Genomic DNA, 15,047 nt, shown 5'->3' on the forward strand with positions numbered 1-15,047 from the left:
ACGCGCGATTATTTCACGTTGACCGTGATCGTCGAGCTCAGCTCGGGACCGTACGAGCGGTGCGCGCCTTCGCCGAGCTGCAGCGTCAGCGTATGCTGGCCGGGCGGCAGCTTCAGGTCGGTTTCGGTCTGGCCCTTGCCGAAGTGCAGCGAATGGTCGGTGGCGGGGATCACGTCGCCCTTCGGCACCGGCTTGCCGTCGACCAGCAGGTGATGGTGGCCCGTGTCCGGCGTCATGTCGCCGGCCGGCTTGAGTTCCATCCCTTCAAGGCCGAACTTCACGTGCACGGGGCTCGAGACCGTCGCGCCATCCTTCGGCTCGGCGAAGTACACGCGCGCCTCGGCACGCGCGAGCGTCGACGCGGCCAGCGCCGCGACACAAACCACACCCGCGATCCATTTCTTCTTGTTGAGCATCGTTTTTCTCCTTCAGATTGAAAGGCTCACGAAGCATACACTGCGTGCCCGGCCCGCGCGATGACGGCGGTTGTTCGCGATGCGTACGTTTAAAACGACGTTGCGGAGGCGTTCGGCGAAATTCCGGTACCATTGCGCCTTTCGTCCGCCGGCCACGCCGCGGACGGCGTCACCGACTTTCATCATCCCGAGCGCCACATGAGCGAAGTAACCGAATACCAGAGCTGGGTCTGCCTGATTTGCGGGTGGGTCTACAACGAAGCGGAAGGCCTGCCCGACGAGGGCATCCCCGCCGGCACCCGTTTCGCCGACATTCCCGCCGACTGGCGCTGCCCGCTGTGCGACGTGGGCAAGGAAGATTTCGTCGTCGTCGATTTCTGATTCGGCTTTTTCGGACACGACCGGGCGCGCGCGGCGCGTATCGGCACGCATTCCCTCCGCCGATGCGCGTCGCGTTTGCTATACTCTGCGCGCTGTCCACATCGCCGTCCCGGTCGCGTCTTCCGCACGCGATATCGCGGACATGGCTCTCCCCGTAGTTCAATGGATAGAACAAGCGCCTCCTAAGCGCTAGATACAGGTTCGATTCCTGTCGGGGGGACCAAATATCCCCCAAGGTTTCGCAATCTTTCACAAGAGAACCCCGCTAGGCTTGGCTTCGCGGGGTTTTTTGTTGCACACTTCCGCAATCGACCGCCAGCACAAACACCCCCCTGACAGGGGTCGTCCTGGGGGTTCCGACAATTCCGCCTCACCGACAACCCCCAGCGCACGCAGACATGGCTCTCACCGACTTGAAAGTCCGCACCGCCAAACCAGCGGAAAAGCAGCAAAAGCTCTATGACGGTGGAGGCTTGCTTCTGCTGATCACGCCGGCAGGCGGGAAGCGATGGATCTTCAAGTACCGGGGCAACGGCAAGGAAAAGAGCCTCGCGCTCGGCGTCTATCCGGACGTGTCGCTTGTCGACGCCCGCAAGCGACGCGACGCCGCGCGGGAGAAACTAGCGGCCGGCGTTGATCCCAGCGAGGCCAAGAAGGCAGACAAGCGCGCGGCGAAGCTCGCTGCCGCCAACTCGTTCGAGGCGGTCGCCCGCGAGTGGTTCGAGACTCAGCGGGATGGATGGTCGGAAACGTACGCTGGCAAGGTCATCAACTGCCTCGAGATCGACGTCTTTCCGCGAATTGGCACTCGCCCCATCGCAAGCATCGAAGCACCCGAACTGCTCGAGATCGTGCGGACGGTCGAATCACGCGGCGTGCGCGAGACTGCCAAGCGGGTGCTTCAGCGATCACGTGCCGTGTTCCAGTACGGCATCATGACCGGCCGCTGCTCGCGGAACCCTGCAGCGGATATCGATGCTGAGACTGTACTGAAGAAAGGCCCGGGCGTGCAGCATATGGCCCGCGTGAAAGCCACCGAAATCCCGCAGCTGATGCGTGACATCGAAGGATACCAAGGCGACCTCGTCACACGGCTCGCGCTTCGATTTATGGCACTGACGTTCGTGCGGACGAAGGAGATGATCCGGGCCGAGTGGTCGGAGTTTGACGAAGCCGCCGCAGAATGGCGCATCCCGGCGGAACGCATGAAGATGCGCGATCCACACATCGTCCCGCTTTCACGCCAGGCGCTCGACGTGCTCGCCGAGCTCAGGCAGATCAACAGCCAGCACCGCTTCGTCTTCTACAGCGTGCAAGGCCGCGGCCCGATCTCGAACAATACGATGCTCTACGCGCTTTACCGCATGGGATACAAGTCCCGCATGACAGGGCACGGTTTCCGGGGACTGGCGGCAACAGCGCTGCGCGAACTTGGCTACAGCCGGGACGTGGTCGAACGGCAGATGGCTCATGCCGAACGTAATCAGGTGACGGCCGCCTACGTCCATGCAGAGTACCTGCCGGAGCGTCGCCAGATGATGCAGGCGTGGGGAGATCAACTCGACCGACTCAAGAGCGGCGGCGAAGTGATCCCGATTACAGCAGCTCGGTAGACAGCCCCACAATATCCGGCCGTCAAGTTGATCACTTGCGCATCATATGGTCGGGCGCGTCCTTGCCCCAGTAGGCCTTACCGTCCTTATCCATCTTCCACTGGTCGGACTGCGTGCGGTGACTTTCGGGCTCGTAGTCGACCGCGTCCTTCTTCAGGCGGGCCGACTCGACGCGGCGGTGGCGACGATGCCATTGTTCCTTGTCCTGCGCCTCGGACTCGGCGGTGGTGATGCCACCGATCGGATTCTTTCGCTTGCTCCGGCTCATTTCGCACCTCATTTTCATAGGCTTAACGCGCGAAAGCCCGCTCGCGGCGGGCTGGCCGAGATCTTCGCGCAAAGGCGCAATAAGCGCAAGCGCCTGCGCGCGCGGGCGCGGGCGCGGGCGCGGGCGCGGGCGACACTCTCCAACATGCCTCGATCCAAGCATTCGTGTCGACAAGATCTCTCGACGAGAAGTCCCTAGCGACGATCATCCGGGGGTTGTATTGGGGGGCTTTTCATTTTCCATCACATCAGCGGCCTTTCCTGACATGCAGATATGAATTCTGTCGGGGGACCAGCAATTTCCCGAAATTCCGCCCCAGCCTGAAAATCGCACCGTCGGCACGCACAGCGTCCGAACGTCGGGTGCCCACGCTCACGCTTGGCCGCGTGTTCCGCCGAAGCCGCGTATGCCGTGCTGTGCCAGCCAATGGCCGCCAGGCCTGAGCCCTGACCGCCCCGTCACCGCATCAACCCCGTCCTGACCTGCGGCATCAGACTCGCATTCGCGCCCGTCACGGCAAACGTCCCCGTCGACGACGCCCCCGCCGGCAGCGCCAGCACACTGCCGTCCGCGAGCCGGTTCGCATCGACGACGATCTGGCTCGACGCGCAACCGTTCGTCAGCAACGAGACCGGCAACCCGGCGATCGACGAGAACGTGTTGCCCGTCACGCTGAAAGAACACACGTTTCCGTACGCCCGGAACCCCGCATATCCGGAACCCGACACGCGGTTGTTCGCCACCGTGACGTCCGACACCGCTCCCGACCAGGTATCCAGCTCGATCGCGCCCTGCTGCGTCGGCTGCAATCCGTTGTTCACGTTCGCGTTCTGGATGTTGGTCACGGTATTGCCCGTGATGACGACGTTCGAAGCCCCGTAGGTTTTCCAGCTGTCCTCCTGCGCGGCCAGAATCCCCGCCGCCTTCTCGACGCCGTCGACCGTATTGTTCGAGATCGTCACCGCCTGCCCGCCGACAACGGTGATGCCGCGCCCCCAAGAATTGCCCGATACCGCGTTATGGTCGATCAGCACGTTGCTGCTCAGGCGGCCGTCGCCGAGATAGCTGACCACGGCGATCAGATCGTCGCCGGTGCCGGTCACCGTATTGTTCTGCACCAGCACGTTGGTCGATCCGTAGGTCGTATGAATGCCGTCGGCCAGCGTCGCCCGCACGGTATTGCCCACGATCGCGATACGGTTGCCGCCGAACACGAAGATCCCGGCGCTCGCGCCGCCCTGGATCGTCACCCCGAGCACCTGAACGTCCGAGCCCGTGACCTCGACCTTGGTCGACTCGGGCGTCGTGAGCCGCGCGGTGCCGGTGCCGGCCAGCGTCACGCCGACGAGCGTCGAGCCGGCGCCGCTCATCACGATCGTCTGGTCGGCGGGATTCGTCGCGGCCAGCGTCGCGCCGTATCCCGAGATCACCGCCTGCGGCACCGTCACGGCAAGCGAATGCCCGACGACGTAGCGGCCCGGCGCGATGACCAGGCGCTGGCCGGCACGCAGGCTGTCGAATGCCTTCTGCAACGCGTCGGCCTGGTCGCTGCCGTCGGCAGCCGGGGAGACCGTCACATCGGCGACCAGAATCGGTTTGGCGCCACTGGACGGCAGAAGCGTCGTGCCGGACGCGGAACCGGCCGGCGCAGCGGTCGGTGCCGGGCTGCCGGAATTCGTCGATGCAGCCGATGCGCCGGATGCAGCGCCGGCAGGTGCGACGGACGATGTCGATGTGCCCGCAACGGTTTGCGATGCCGGAGCCGCGCTGCCGTCACCGCCGCCGCATGCAGCAAGCCAAAGGCACAGCGCGGCAAGCATCGCCTGATCGACCGTACGCATACGAAGTTCCGCTAGCCCAGATTGGCGTCATCGTAAGTACGCTTGATTACTTTGTAAATGAATTCCGCCGTGCGCCTGCAAAACCGTTCGTTATCCTCTTCCATTCATCATCGCGCCATCACGGTGACATGCGGCACACGACGCCATCAAGGACTACCTGATGCAGACGGCGCGCGTCTTCACGCGCCGCTCGAGACCCGCCGGCTGCCTGATCGTGCTATCGGCACTGCATCCGGCCGAGCGCTCGGACACGGTCCGGCAAATGCTGATCGCGATGCGCGAGCAGACCGTCACCGCGTTAGACGCGCGGCTGGGCGAAAGCGTTGCGACCGGAGAGCTCTCGGCACATGCGAACCTCGACGCGATCGCGCGCTACTACGTGACGGTGCAACAGGGGATGTCGATTCGGGCGCGCGACGGTGCGAGCCGTCGCGATCTGGAGGCGGTCGCGCAAGCCGCGCTGGCCGCATGCTGTGCTCGCACACGCGAGCGGCGGATAAAACGGCGGACCTCGGAAAGAAGCCCGCAAGCGAAACCACACGCGACCGTGCAGCGGCAAGCGCCCCTGCACGACCGCGCCGATGCATTACTGCGTCACGGCGTGCTGCACGTCCTTCGACGCATGCCACACGCGGTAGCGCACGTCGAAACCGTCCGGCACGTACACGACGAGCGGCAGGCGGCTGTTGTAGCGCAGCAGCTGGCCGTCGCCGCGCACCTGCACGAAGCGCTGCTGCGGCGCCTGGCCCGGGCAGGCCATCAGCGTCGACGCCGGCCCCTTCACGTCGGTCAGGCGATAGTACGTATAGCCCCAGCCCTTCACGTCCTCGGCGGTCAGTTCCCCGCCGAACCATTGCTGGTTGCAGTCGGTCTGCAGCGTCTTGCCGATCATCAGCTCGACGCGCGCGTCGCCTTCGTTCTCGAGCGCGGGCAGCGCGATCACCGCGCGCTGCTGGCCGGCCGTCGGCTGCGGGAACATCTTGATCGACTCGGCCGGCACGGCAGGCGCCGATGCGGGCCCGGCCGCGCAGGCGGCGGCGGTCGTCACGCAAAGGGCGGCCAGGACGGCCCGGATCGCGAATTTCATCGATGTGCTCCTGAAAAACAAATAGGCCCTGGATGCTAACACTTTCGCTCCAAGACCTTACGGCGCTGTAATTTCACGACACAATTGCATACAGCCGGCGATCCCCGCGCGCGGTACTTATACGGAAACCAACGGAGATCATCATGCTGAAGCTCATTGCTGCCGCCGGCGTCGCCACGCTGCTGGCCGGGTGCGTCGTCGGTCCGGACGCCGGATACGGCTACGGACAGCCCTACTATTCCGATCCCGGCTACGCGTACGGGCCGGCCTACGGGGCGTCGCCCGTGTACGGGACGGTCAACATCTGGGGCGGTGGCGGCGGGCGCGACTGGGACCGCGGACGCCGCGACTGGGATCGCGGACGCGAGGGCTGGAATCGTGACCGCGGCGGCTGGGATCGCGACCGCAGCGAACGCGCCCGTCACGGCGGCTGGGGCCGCGGCGACGGACGCCGCGCCGACTGGAATGACGACGGCGGCGGGCGCGGCCAAGGCAACGGCGGCGGCCATCGCCACTGACGCAATTGCAACCGTTTGTATCCACGCACGGCCCGCGCGAGGCCGATACGAGCCGATAGACGACCGTCAAAAAGCAAGGCCCTCGCATCACCGCGAGGGCCTTTTGTCGTCCGCTCCACCGGAAACCGGGGCGGCCGGCTACGCAACGCCGAACCTGCCCGCGCCTCATGCGCGTGCCCGCTTCTTACCACCCCGCCGGCTGCGCATAGCCGCCCGACACGGGCGCGCCGCACACGTACGCGCGCTGATAACGGTCGTAGCAATAGCTCGGGCCGTCGTCCTGGTATTGCGCCTGCTGGTAGGTCGGATAAGCCGGCTGCTGGTAGGCCGGTGCCTGGTAGTACGTCGGCGGCTGATAGGCCGGTGCCTGATACACGGGCGCCTGATACGCGACGGGCGGATTCATCGCCGACGTCACGATCGCCCCGAGCACCGCGCCGCCGATCAGCGCGCCGATGACGGCGCCCCCGTCGCGGCCATGCGCGGACGCCGGGCCCGCCACGGCGAGCGAACCGGCGAGGACACATACAGCGGCAATCTTTTTCATGATGGACTCCCACGCGAAGTGGTACTGGATGCGATGCATTGTGGCCGCGCCCGGCCGTAATAGATGCAGCAAGTGGTAACGCGCCATTACGGGTATCACGCACGCCGAAACGCGGCACGGCCGTGCTACGATTTTCGGCACACTGGAGACGCCTTCATGCAGCCCGAAACCGCCCGCCGTTTCGATACCGAATTCGCGCCGCGCATCGCGCAGGCGATCGCCGCCTTCTTCGCCGATCACGTACTGACCGACGTCGTCCCGTACGGCGGCCACGGGCAACCGACGCGCGTGCAGATCCGCAGCGCGCCGCACGAGCACGTGAGCGGCTTCGTGCATCCGCTGAACCTCGAACTGACCTGGGACACCGACGAGATCGAACGGTTGATGGAGCCCGACGGGCCCATGCGGTTCGAGCACTATCTGAGCGCGCTGCCGAGGAAGCTGAGCGCATGGGAGGGCGCGCGCGACATCGACCTCGCGTCGCGCACGCAGGCCGACCCGCTCGTGCGGCTCGGCGGCCTCGATTTCGAAGGCTGAACGCGCGCCGGCCGGCGGCGGTGTCGGCGTCGCGCGATTCGGCCCGGTGATACACTCGACCGGCCCCGCGCCGGCGCCGCCAGGCTGGCCGGACCGTCCACCGCCGCCTCCACCCGCAAGCATGGTTGCGCACGCAACCGGCACCCGGGCACGCGGACAACCACGCTTTCGCTCCCGCCATGAACGCCGATACCGGCCTGCCGCTTCCGCAACGCTACTGGGCGATCGTCTGCGTCGCACTGGGCATCACGCTCGCCGTGCTCGACGGCGCCATCGCGAACGTCGCGCTGCCGACGATCGCGCGCGACCTGCACGCGTCCGATGCCGCATCGATCTGGATCGTCAACGCGTACCAGCTCGCGGTCACGATCACGCTGCTGCCGCTCGCGTCGCTCGGCGAACGCGTCGGCTATCGCCGCATCTACATCGCGGGTCTTGCGCTCTTCACCGCGGCGTCGCTCGGCTGCGCGCTCGCCGGCTCGCTGCCGACGCTCGCGGTGATGCGCGTGATCCAGGGGTTCGGTGCGGCCGGCATCATGAGCGTCAACGCGGCGCTGGTGCGCATGATCTACCCGTCGTCGATGCTCGGGCGCGGGCTGTCGATCAACGCGATGGTGGTCGCGCTGTCGTCGGCGATCGGCCCGACGGTCGCATCGGCGATCCTGTCGTTCGCGTCGTGGCCCTGGCTGTTCGCGGTCAATGTGCCGATCGGCATCGCCGCGGTGTTCGGCAGCCTGCGTGCGCTGCCGGCCAACCCGCTGCACGACGCGCCGTACGATTTCCCGAGCGCGCTGATGAACGCCTGCGTGTTCGGCCTGCTGATCATGGCCGTCGACGGGCTCGGTCACGGCGAAAGCCACGCGTACGTCGCGGCCGAGCTGGCCGTCGCGTTCGGCGTCGGCTACTTCTTCGTGAAGCGCCAGCTGTCGCAGCCGGCGCCGCTGCTGCCGGTCGACCTGATGCGCATCCCGATGTTCGCGCTGTCGATCTGCACGTCGGTCGCGTCGTTCACGTCGCAGATGCTCGCGTTCGTCGCGCTGCCGTTCTGGCTGCAGCATTCGCTCGGCTTCTCCCAGGTCGAAACCGGCCTCTACATGACGCCGTGGCCGCTCGTGATCGTATTCGCCGCGCCGCTCGCGGGCGTGCTGTCGGACCGCTATTCGGCCGGCATCCTCGGCGGCATCGGGCTCGCGCTGTTCGCGGCCGGGCTGCTGTCGCTCGCGACGATCGGCGCGCACCCGGGTACCGTCGACATCGTGTGGCGGATGGCGCTGTGCGGCGCGGGCTTCGGGCTGTTCCAGTCGCCGAACAATCGCGCGATGCTGTCGTCGGCGCCGCGCGAGCGCAGCGGCGGCGCCGGCGGGATGCTGAGCACGGCGCGCCTGACGGGCCAGACGCTCGGTGCCGCGCTCGTCGCGCTGATTTTCGGGCTGGCGCCCGACCGCGGTCCGACGATCGCGCTCTATGTCGCCACGGTGTTCGCGGCGGTCGCCGCGGTGGTCAGCATGCTGCGCATCGCGTCGCCGCGCCCCGACGCTGCGGCCTGATGCGGCGACTTCACGCTGCGACCTGACGCCGCAGCGCGCCGCGCCCGCAACTCAGGCAGCGTCGAGCGCGTCCATCACGAAGCGCACGCGCGCCTTCACGCTCACGCGCGGCAGCTCGATCAGCCGATAACCATACGCCGTATAGCAGTCGACCATCGCGTCGTAGGTGCGCACGGCCTCCGCGAAATCCTGCCGGCGCTCGGTGTCGTGCGTGTAGATCTCGGGCCACGGCGGCGCGATGAACACACGCCGGTGATAGCGGAAGCGCCGCGCCGCGGCCTCCGCGTGTGCGGGCACCGCAAGGCCCGTCAGGCGCAGGTAACCGATCACGTCCGGCACGCCGCGATCGAAGAACACGGGCCCGCGCGCGCCTCGCGCGAGATGGTGCGAACGCATCTCCCAGTTCAGCATCTGCTCGGCGAATGCGGCCCGGTCGCGCCACGGCAGCGCCGGGCCGTCGATCGCCATCTGGTCGCGGATCACGCCGCGCCCGGCCTCGTGCGAGCGCGCGAAACCGGTACGCTCGAGCGCATCGAGCAACGTGCTCTTGCCGGAGCCGGGGCCGCCCGTGACGATGAAGAAGCGGGCGGCCGCATCGTCCGCCGCGCCACCCTCCTCCACGCGCTCGGACATCCGCTCAGACATGCGCGGCCCGCCGGCCCGCGCGCCGCGTGACCGACGCGGCCGCCGCGACGCTGCGCAGGTCGGCGACGAACGTGTCGCGCCAGACCGAAAGGTTGTTCTCGCGCAGCCGCGCGAGGTTCGCCTCGTGCCGCGCCCGCCGCTCGGCGAGCGGCATCGACAGCGCGCGCTCGAGCGCATCGGCCATCTGCGACAGGTCGTACGGATTGACGAGCAGCGCGCCGCTCAGCTCGGCCGCCGCGCCCGCGAACTCCGACAGCACGAGCACGCCCGGATCGGCCGGGTCCTGCGACGCGACGTATTCCTTCGCGACGAGATTCATCCCGTCGCGCAACGGCGTCACGTAGCCGACCTGCGACATCCGGAAGAACGCCATCAGCAGATTGCGCTCGTACTTGCGGTTCAGGTACTGGATCGGCGTCCAGTCGAGCTGCGAGAAGCGGCCGTTGATACGGCCGGCCTCGCCTTCGAGCGTCTCGCGAATGCGCTGGTAGGTCTGCACGTCGGAGCGCGTCGGCGGCGCGATCTGCACGAGCGACACGCGCCCCTGCCAGCCCGGCTGGTTGGCGAGCATCCGCTCGAACGACTGGAAGCGCTCGACGAGCCCCTTCGAATAGTCGAGCCGGTCGACGCTCATCACGAGCTTGCGGCCCCCGAGCGCGTCGCGCAGCATCTTCACCGGCTTGCGCGAGCCATACTGGACGGCCGCCTCGGCGATCGCATCCGGATGCACGCCGATCGGATAGGCGGCGACCTTCACGACGCGGCCGTGCGCATGCAGCATCCCGTCGTCGCTCGCCGCGCCGATGCCGCGCCGCTCGATGTAGTCGGTGAACGCCTGCTTGTCGGCGTCGGTCTGGAAACCCGCGATGTCGTACGCGCACATGAACTTCACGAGCTCGTCGTGCGGCGGCACGACGCGCAGCATGTCGGGCGACGGAAACGGAATGTGCAGGAAGAAGCCGATCGGATTCTTCACGCCGAGCTCGCGCAGGCAATGCGCGAACGGCAGCAGGTGATAGTCGTGCACCCAGATCAGGTCGTCGGGCCGCAGCAGCGCGGCGAGCTGCTTCGCGAGCATCGCGTTCACGCGCAGATAGCCGGCGTACTCCTGCCGGTCGAAGCGCGCGAGATCACTGCGGTAGTGAAACACCGGCCAGAGTGTCGCGTTCGAGAAACCGCGGTAGTACTGATCGTAGTCGCGCCGGGTCAGCCCCACCGTCGCATAGGTGACGTTGCCGTCCCGCTGGATCGCCGGTTGCGTGTCGGGCGTACCGACGATCTCGCCGTTCCAGCCGAACCAGACGCCGCCGGTTTCCTTCAGCGCATCCATCACGCCGACCGCGAGACCGCCTGCGCTCGGGCGCGTGTCCTCGCCGGCGGCGACACGGTTCGATACCACGATCAATCTGCTCATGCGGCTTCCCCTCCTCGATTCGATTGAATGACGCGCAGCGCGCGCCAAGGCGGACGCGACGGCCCGAAGGCAGTCGCGCGGCGATTCAGATGTGAGCGATGCAACAAGGCGCGCAATGAAATGCGGCAGCGGAATACAGCGGCGACAGCCTCAAGCGTCCTGCTCCTGGCCGAGGTCGCGTTGATAGTCGAGCCCTTCCGGGCGTGCGCCGCCCTGGTTGTGATCGCCGTCGGACGGCGTCTCGTCGGGCGCACCGGCCGGCGCGTCGGTCTGCGGACGCGGGCGCTCGGCACCTGCATCGGGCGGCCGGGGAGAAAACCGTTTCGAACGGCGCATGGCTGGGTGTCTCATATGGCGCGCGGCTCGGAGCCGTCGTAGAAACATTCCATAACAAAACAGTCTAGGTCGCTTCCTCGCACGCCACGGTAACAATTACCTTCAATTTGTAACGTTTTGACCCCGGCTCCGCCATCTGTCCGACAATAGCGCCGCGCGTACGCGCGCGACCCGCCGCCGGCCATTTGTCAAAGCTTTGCAGTTTTCCTATGACCATTGCGAAACAATGACGCGGCAAGGGGGCGCGCATGCGTCGCCGCTCACCCAGACAGGACTTGCACTCAGGGATGAACATGGGTTTCGAACCGCCGCGCCGGGCCACGCCGGCGCGCATCGTGCTGGCCGCGCTCGCCACCGCCGCACTGCTGTCCGGCTGCAACTCGCTGTACAGCGAAGGCGCGACCGCCGGCGCCGGTATCGCGGGCGCCGCGATCGCCTCCAAGGTCACCAACAATGCCGCCGTCGCGACAGGCATCGGCCTCGGCGCCGTCGCCGGTGCGCGTGCGGGCGTCCAGTACACGCAGCGCGTCGCGCACCGCTACACGCAGGAACAGATCGCGAAGGCGGCCGGCCCGCTCGACGTCGGCGGCGTCGCGCCGTGGACGACGCACCATTCGTTTCCGATCGAGGATGACGAACAGGGCCGCGTGACGGTCAGCCGGATGATCAGCATCGGCCCGCTCGACTGCAAGGAAATCGTGTTCGCGGTCGACACGCCCGCGAAGGCCGACAAGGCCGCGCAATCGGCGTTCTACGTCGCCACGATCTGCCGCGACGGTCCCGTGTGGAAATGGGCGTCGGCGGAACCGGCGACCGAACGCTGGGGCGCGCTGCAATGACCGTCGCGATCCGAATCGCCGCGATCGGCGCGCTGTGCGCGGCCAGCGCCGCGCTGTCGGGCTGCGGCTCGGTCGGCGCGGCGAGCGGCGCGCTCGCCGGCGCGGCGACGGGCCTCGTCACGGCGAACCCGGCCGTCGGCGTCGGTGTCGGGATCGCCGTGCAGGCGGCGACCGACGAGGCCGTCAACCGCACGATGAAACAGCTCCATCAGAACCAGCAGGACGCGATCGCGAAGGCGGCCGGCAGCCTGGCCGTCGGCGAAGTGAAGCCGTGGAACGTGAAGAACACGCTGCCGCTCGAAAACGGCGAGGGCGAGGTGCGCGTCACGCGCGCGTACTCGACGGCGCTTGCGCTGTGCAAGGAATTCGCGTTCTCAGTGAAGGACGGCGACAAGGCCGACTGGTATTTCGCGAATGCGTGCCAGCAAGGCACGCACTGGAAGTGGGCGTCGGCCGAACCGGCGGTCGACCGGTGGGGTAACCTGCAGTAACGATGCGATGCGCGACGCCTGGCAGGCGCCGTGCGTGCGGATGCCGGGCCAGACGGCCCGGCTCGACGGCTCAGGACTCGACGTCCTCGAGACTGAAGATTTCGGTCTGGTCGTTGTACGAGAAGATCTCGCCGTAACGACCCCAGTCGATCACCGCGTCGAGCGTTTCCTCCGCCGCGCCGTCCGACAGGAAATCCTCCAGCTCCTGCTCGAAACGCACACGCGGCGCACGATGGCCCGGGCGCTCGTTCAGCACCTTCTTGATCCGCGCGGCGAGCGGCACGTGCTTCAGCAGGTGATCCGCGAACATCAGCTTGCGCTCCTGCGTGCCGAATTCCGCGAACACACGCCCCGGCGGCGTCAGGAACACGTCCCCTTCGCGCACGTCGGCGAAGCCGAGGTACTGCAGCACTTCGGCGATCGGGAACAGGTCGTCGACCTCCAGATGCAGCGTGCGCGCGATTTCCGGCATGTCGGCACGGCCGTGGTACGGCGCCATCGCGAGCGTCTCGATCAGGCCGGCCATCAGGTTGGTCGACACCTGCGGCAGCCAGCTGCCGAGCTCGAGCCCCTTCTTCGTCGCCTCGCCGGTCTGGCGGGCCGTCATCTTCGCGTAGATGTCGTCGACCAGCTTGCGGAAGGCCGGGTCGAGCCGGTTGCGCGGATGCTTGAACGGCACCTTGATCTCGGCGATCACGCGGCCCGGGTTCGACGACAGCACGAGAATCCGGTCGCACATGAACACCGCTTCCTCGATGTTGTGCGTGACGATCAGCACCGACTTGATCGGCATGCGGCCTTGCGTCCACAGGTCGAGCAGGTCGGTACGCAGCGTCTCGGCGGTCAGCACGTCGAGTGCCGAGAACGGCTCGTCCATCAGCAGGATCGTCGGGTCGACCACGAGCGCGCGCGCGAAGCCCACGCGCTGGCGCATGCCGCCCGACAGCTCGCGCGGGTACGCGTTCTCGAAGCCGTCGAGACCGATCAGGTCGATCGCGGCGAGCGCGCGTTCGCGCCGCTCGCGTGCGCCGACGCCGAGCGCCTCAAGCCCGGCCTCCACGTTCTGCAGCACGGTCAGCCACGGAAACAGCGCGAAGGTCTGGAACACCATCGCGACGCCTTCGGCCGGGCCGCGCAGCGGCTTTCCGAGATAGGTCACGTCACCGCCGGTCGGCTCGATCAGCCCGGCGATGATCCGCAGCAGCGTCGACTTGCCCGAGCCCGAACGGCCGAGCAGCCCGACGATCTCGCCCTCGCGCAGCGACAGGTTCGCGTCGTCGAGCACGAGCAACTCGCCCTGCGTCTTGTTGAAGCCGCGGCAGACGTGATCGACGCGCAGGATTTCCTCACCGAGGCGCGGCGGCTGGGACGTCTGGACGGGGGCGTTTACAGCATTCGGATTGTGCATCGCGTTTCGCTCTCAATCGGTCTCAGTCGAGCCGCAGCTTCGCTTCGGCGAAGGCATACAGCGGGCGCCACAGCAGGCGGTTGAACAGGGTGACGAACAGGGACATCACGGCGATGCCCAGGATGATCTTCGGAAAGTCGCCGGCGGCGGTGGTCTGCGCGATATACGCGCCAAGGCCGTGCGCCTCGATCTTGGTCGAGCCCCACTGCACCGCTTCCGACACGATGCTCGCGTTCCATGCTCCGCCCGAGGCGGTGATCGCGCCGGTCACGTAGTACGGGAAGATGCCGGGCAGGATCGCCTGGCGCCACCACTGCCAGCCGCGGATCCGGAAGTTCGTCGCGGCTTCGCGATAGTCGTTCGGATAGGACGTGGCGCCGGCGATCACGTTGAACAGGATATACCACTGCGTGCCGAGCACGATCAGCGGCGACAGCCAGATGTCGGGGTTCAGGTGGAAGCGCGCGATCACGATCACGAACACCGGGAACAGCAGGTTCGCCGGGAACGCGGCAAGGAACTGCGCGAGCGGCTGCAGCTTCTCGGCCAGCTTCGGGCGCAGCCCGACCCACACGCCGATCGGCACCCAGATCACCGACGCGATCGAGATCAGCACGACCACGCGCAGCAGCGTGATGAGCCCGAGCGCGACGACGTGCCCGACTTCGCCCATCGTCACGCCGGTCGACACGAAGCTGACGACGCGCCACACGATATAGGCCGTGCCGAGCAGCAAGAGCGCCGCCCATGCGATGTCGACCGTGCGCGATGCCTTCTTCTCGACCTTCGGCAGCGAGAAGCGCATCGCGCCCGACAGCGGCAGGCGCAGCGGAATCCGCGCCGCCTTCGCGAAGAACCAGCCGGCCGGCACGAGCAGCTGGTGAATCAGGCGCGTGCGACGCACGAGGTCGAGCAGCCAGGATTGCGGCGCATCGCCCGATGCGGTGTTCTCCATCCGGAACTTGTCGGCCCATGCGATCAGCGGGCGGAACAGGAATTGGTCGTAGGCCAGGATCACGACCGTCATCGTCAGGATCACCCAGCCGATCGCACCGAGGTTCTTGTCCGAGATCGCCTGCGCAAGATACGCGCCGATGCCCGGCAGCGTGATCGTCTGGTTGCCGACGGTGATCGCCTCCGACGCGACGACGAAGAACCA

17 protein-coding genes, 1 tRNA gene and 1 pseudogene are annotated in these 15,047 nt (G+C 67.1%); 9 read left to right on the plus strand and 10 right to left on the minus strand.

All coding sequences use genetic code 11. The annotated features are described in order from the left end of the window. Positions 1-8 precede the first annotated feature (8 nt). Positions 9-416 carry a DUF4399 domain-containing protein gene (locus tag DIE04_RS27295; RefSeq protein WP_124487169.1) on the minus strand — a complete coding sequence of 136 codons (408 nt, stop codon included), beginning with the start codon at positions 414-416 and terminating at the stop codon, positions 9-11. 198 nt (positions 417-614) lie between these two features. On the opposite strand from DIE04_RS27295, the gene DIE04_RS27300 reads away from it, so the two are divergent. From DIE04_RS27300 to DIE04_RS27310, 3 genes are all read left to right on the plus strand, one after another. Further along, positions 615-797 (plus strand): rubredoxin, encoded by a 183-nt coding sequence (locus DIE04_RS27300; protein ID WP_006478164.1) that lies wholly within the window; start codon positions 615-617, stop codon positions 795-797. A 148-nt stretch (positions 798-945) separates the two neighbouring features. Beyond that, positions 946-1,020: transfer RNA gene (locus DIE04_RS27305), tRNA-Arg, on the plus strand. A 175-nt stretch (positions 1,021-1,195) separates the two neighbouring features. After that, complete coding sequence (locus tag DIE04_RS27310) at positions 1,196-2,410, plus strand: phage integrase central domain-containing protein (protein WP_124521584.1); 1,215 nt, start codon at positions 1,196-1,198, stop codon at positions 2,408-2,410. Positions 2,411-2,441: 31 nt separating this feature from the next. Here the strand turns inward: DIE04_RS27310 and DIE04_RS27315 are convergent, their stop codons facing one another. Both DIE04_RS27315 and DIE04_RS27320 read right to left on the minus strand, forming a co-directional pair. Then, complete coding sequence (locus DIE04_RS27315; protein ID WP_124521583.1) at positions 2,442-2,678, minus strand: hypothetical protein; 237 nt, start codon at positions 2,676-2,678, stop codon at positions 2,442-2,444. Between the two features lie 458 nt (positions 2,679-3,136). Then, positions 3,137-4,255 carry a right-handed parallel beta-helix repeat-containing protein gene (locus DIE04_RS27320; RefSeq protein WP_124573303.1) on the minus strand — a complete coding sequence of 373 codons (1,119 nt, stop codon included), beginning with the start codon at positions 4,253-4,255 and terminating at the stop codon, positions 3,137-3,139. 394 nt (positions 4,256-4,649) lie between these two features. Here DIE04_RS27320 and DIE04_RS30255 point away from each other — a divergent pair. After that, positions 4,650-4,988: pseudogene (locus DIE04_RS30255) on the plus strand (TetR family transcriptional regulator C-terminal domain-containing protein); the annotation flags it as partial. A 117-nt stretch (positions 4,989-5,105) separates the two neighbouring features. Here the strand turns inward: DIE04_RS30255 and eco are convergent. Then, on the minus strand, positions 5,106-5,606 hold the full coding sequence (gene eco / locus DIE04_RS27330; RefSeq protein WP_044846395.1) for a serine protease inhibitor ecotin: 501 nt from the start codon (positions 5,604-5,606) through the stop codon (positions 5,106-5,108). Positions 5,607-5,749: 143 nt separating this feature from the next. On the opposite strand from eco, the gene DIE04_RS27335 reads away from it, so the two are divergent. After that, positions 5,750-6,124 (plus strand): hypothetical protein, encoded by a 375-nt coding sequence (locus tag DIE04_RS27335; protein ID WP_124521581.1) that lies wholly within the window; start codon positions 5,750-5,752, stop codon positions 6,122-6,124. Positions 6,125-6,308: 184 nt separating this feature from the next. Here DIE04_RS27335 and DIE04_RS27340 read toward each other — a convergent pair whose 3' ends face one another. Further along, positions 6,309-6,710, minus strand: coding sequence for a hypothetical protein (locus tag DIE04_RS27340; protein ID WP_044846393.1), 402 nt, complete (start codon positions 6,708-6,710; stop codon positions 6,309-6,311). A gap of 117 nt (positions 6,711-6,827) precedes the next feature. On the opposite strand from DIE04_RS27340, the gene DIE04_RS27345 reads away from it, so the two are divergent. Together DIE04_RS27345 and DIE04_RS27350 are read left to right on the plus strand one after the other, a co-directional pair. After that, positions 6,828-7,208 (plus strand): DUF5594 family protein, encoded by a 381-nt coding sequence (locus DIE04_RS27345; RefSeq protein WP_044846392.1) that lies wholly within the window; start codon positions 6,828-6,830, stop codon positions 7,206-7,208. 179 nt (positions 7,209-7,387) lie between these two features. After that, entirely contained in the window at positions 7,388-8,755 is a 1,368-nt protein-coding gene (locus DIE04_RS27350; RefSeq protein ID WP_044846391.1) for an MFS transporter, read from the plus strand. 51 nt (positions 8,756-8,806) lie between these two features. On the opposite strand, the gene DIE04_RS27355 is transcribed toward DIE04_RS27350, so the two are convergent. The 3 genes from DIE04_RS27355 to DIE04_RS27365 all read right to left on the minus strand — a co-directional run bounded on the left by DIE04_RS27355 (position 8,807) and on the right by DIE04_RS27365 (position 11,150). Then, positions 8,807-9,388 carry an AAA family ATPase gene (locus DIE04_RS27355; RefSeq protein ID WP_124521613.1) on the minus strand — a complete coding sequence of 194 codons (582 nt, stop codon included), beginning with the start codon at positions 9,386-9,388 and terminating at the stop codon, positions 8,807-8,809. 4 nt (positions 9,389-9,392) lie between these two features. Further along, entirely contained in the window at positions 9,393-10,814 is a 1,422-nt protein-coding gene (gene otsA / locus DIE04_RS27360) for an alpha,alpha-trehalose-phosphate synthase (UDP-forming) (protein WP_124521580.1), read from the minus strand. A gap of 150 nt (positions 10,815-10,964) precedes the next feature. Then, positions 10,965-11,150: a hypothetical protein gene (locus tag DIE04_RS27365; RefSeq protein ID WP_059527452.1), complete on the minus strand. Its 186-nt coding sequence runs from the start codon at positions 11,148-11,150 to the stop codon at positions 10,965-10,967. A gap of 287 nt (positions 11,151-11,437) precedes the next feature. Between DIE04_RS27365 and DIE04_RS27370 the strand changes: the two genes are divergently transcribed. Both DIE04_RS27370 and DIE04_RS27375 read left to right on the plus strand, forming a co-directional pair. Continuing rightward, entirely contained in the window at positions 11,438-11,989 is a 552-nt protein-coding gene (locus DIE04_RS27370; RefSeq protein ID WP_044846387.1) for a hypothetical protein, read from the plus strand. Next, entirely contained in the window at positions 11,986-12,480 is a 495-nt protein-coding gene (locus DIE04_RS27375; protein WP_124521578.1) for a hypothetical protein, read from the plus strand. Before DIE04_RS27370 ends, DIE04_RS27375 begins: the two co-directional genes overlap by 4 nt. Positions 12,481-12,550: 70 nt before the next feature. Here DIE04_RS27375 and DIE04_RS27380 read toward each other — a convergent pair whose 3' ends face one another. Next, entirely contained in the window at positions 12,551-13,888 is a 1,338-nt protein-coding gene (locus DIE04_RS27380; RefSeq protein ID WP_044846385.1) for an AAA-associated domain-containing protein, read from the minus strand. A gap of 22 nt (positions 13,889-13,910) precedes the next feature. After that, on the minus strand, positions 13,911-15,047 hold a 1,137-nt coding region (locus DIE04_RS27385), incomplete at its 5' end, for an ABC transporter permease subunit (RefSeq protein ID WP_124524069.1).

Source organism: Burkholderia sp. Bp8994 (assembly GCF_003853805.1).
Taxonomy (GTDB): domain Bacteria; phylum Pseudomonadota; class Gammaproteobacteria; order Burkholderiales; family Burkholderiaceae; genus Burkholderia.

What these genes read in the sequence shown, in the direction of transcription:
- DIE04_RS27295 (WP_124487169.1), bottom strand. Translation starts at nt 416, where the DNA reads ATGCTCAACAAGAAGAAATGGATCGCGGGTGTGGTTTGTGTCGCGGCG.
- DIE04_RS27300 (WP_006478164.1), top strand. Translation starts at nt 615, where the DNA reads ATGAGCGAAGTAACCGAATACCAGAGCTGGGTCTGCCTGATTTGCGGG.
- DIE04_RS27310 (WP_124521584.1), top strand. Translation starts at nt 1,196, where the DNA reads ATGGCTCTCACCGACTTGAAAGTCCGCACCGCCAAACCAGCGGAAAAG.
- DIE04_RS27315 (WP_124521583.1), bottom strand. Translation starts at nt 2,678, where the DNA reads ATGAGCCGGAGCAAGCGAAAGAATCCGATCGGTGGCATCACCACCGCC.
- eco (WP_044846395.1), bottom strand. Translation starts at nt 5,606, where the DNA reads ATGAAATTCGCGATCCGGGCCGTCCTGGCCGCCCTTTGCGTGACGACC.
- DIE04_RS27335 (WP_124521581.1), top strand. Translation starts at nt 5,750, where the DNA reads ATGCTGAAGCTCATTGCTGCCGCCGGCGTCGCCACGCTGCTGGCCGGG.
- DIE04_RS27340 (WP_044846393.1), bottom strand. Translation starts at nt 6,710, where the DNA reads ATGCATCGCATCCAGTACCACTTCGCGTGGGAGTCCATCATGAAAAAG.
- DIE04_RS27345 (WP_044846392.1), top strand. Translation starts at nt 6,828, where the DNA reads ATGCAGCCCGAAACCGCCCGCCGTTTCGATACCGAATTCGCGCCGCGC.
- DIE04_RS27350 (WP_044846391.1), top strand. Translation starts at nt 7,388, where the DNA reads ATGAACGCCGATACCGGCCTGCCGCTTCCGCAACGCTACTGGGCGATC.
- DIE04_RS27355 (WP_124521613.1), bottom strand. Translation starts at nt 9,388, where the DNA reads ATGTCCGAGCGCGTGGAGGAGGGTGGCGCGGCGGACGATGCGGCCGCC.
- otsA (WP_124521580.1), bottom strand. Translation starts at nt 10,814, where the DNA reads ATGAGCAGATTGATCGTGGTATCGAACCGTGTCGCCGCCGGCGAGGAC.
- DIE04_RS27365 (WP_059527452.1), bottom strand. Translation starts at nt 11,150, where the DNA reads ATGCGCCGTTCGAAACGGTTTTCTCCCCGGCCGCCCGATGCAGGTGCC.
- DIE04_RS27370 (WP_044846387.1), top strand. Translation starts at nt 11,438, where the DNA reads ATGAACATGGGTTTCGAACCGCCGCGCCGGGCCACGCCGGCGCGCATC.
- DIE04_RS27375 (WP_124521578.1), top strand. Translation starts at nt 11,986, where the DNA reads ATGACCGTCGCGATCCGAATCGCCGCGATCGGCGCGCTGTGCGCGGCC.
- DIE04_RS27380 (WP_044846385.1), bottom strand. Translation starts at nt 13,888, where the DNA reads ATGCACAATCCGAATGCTGTAAACGCCCCCGTCCAGACGTCCCAGCCG.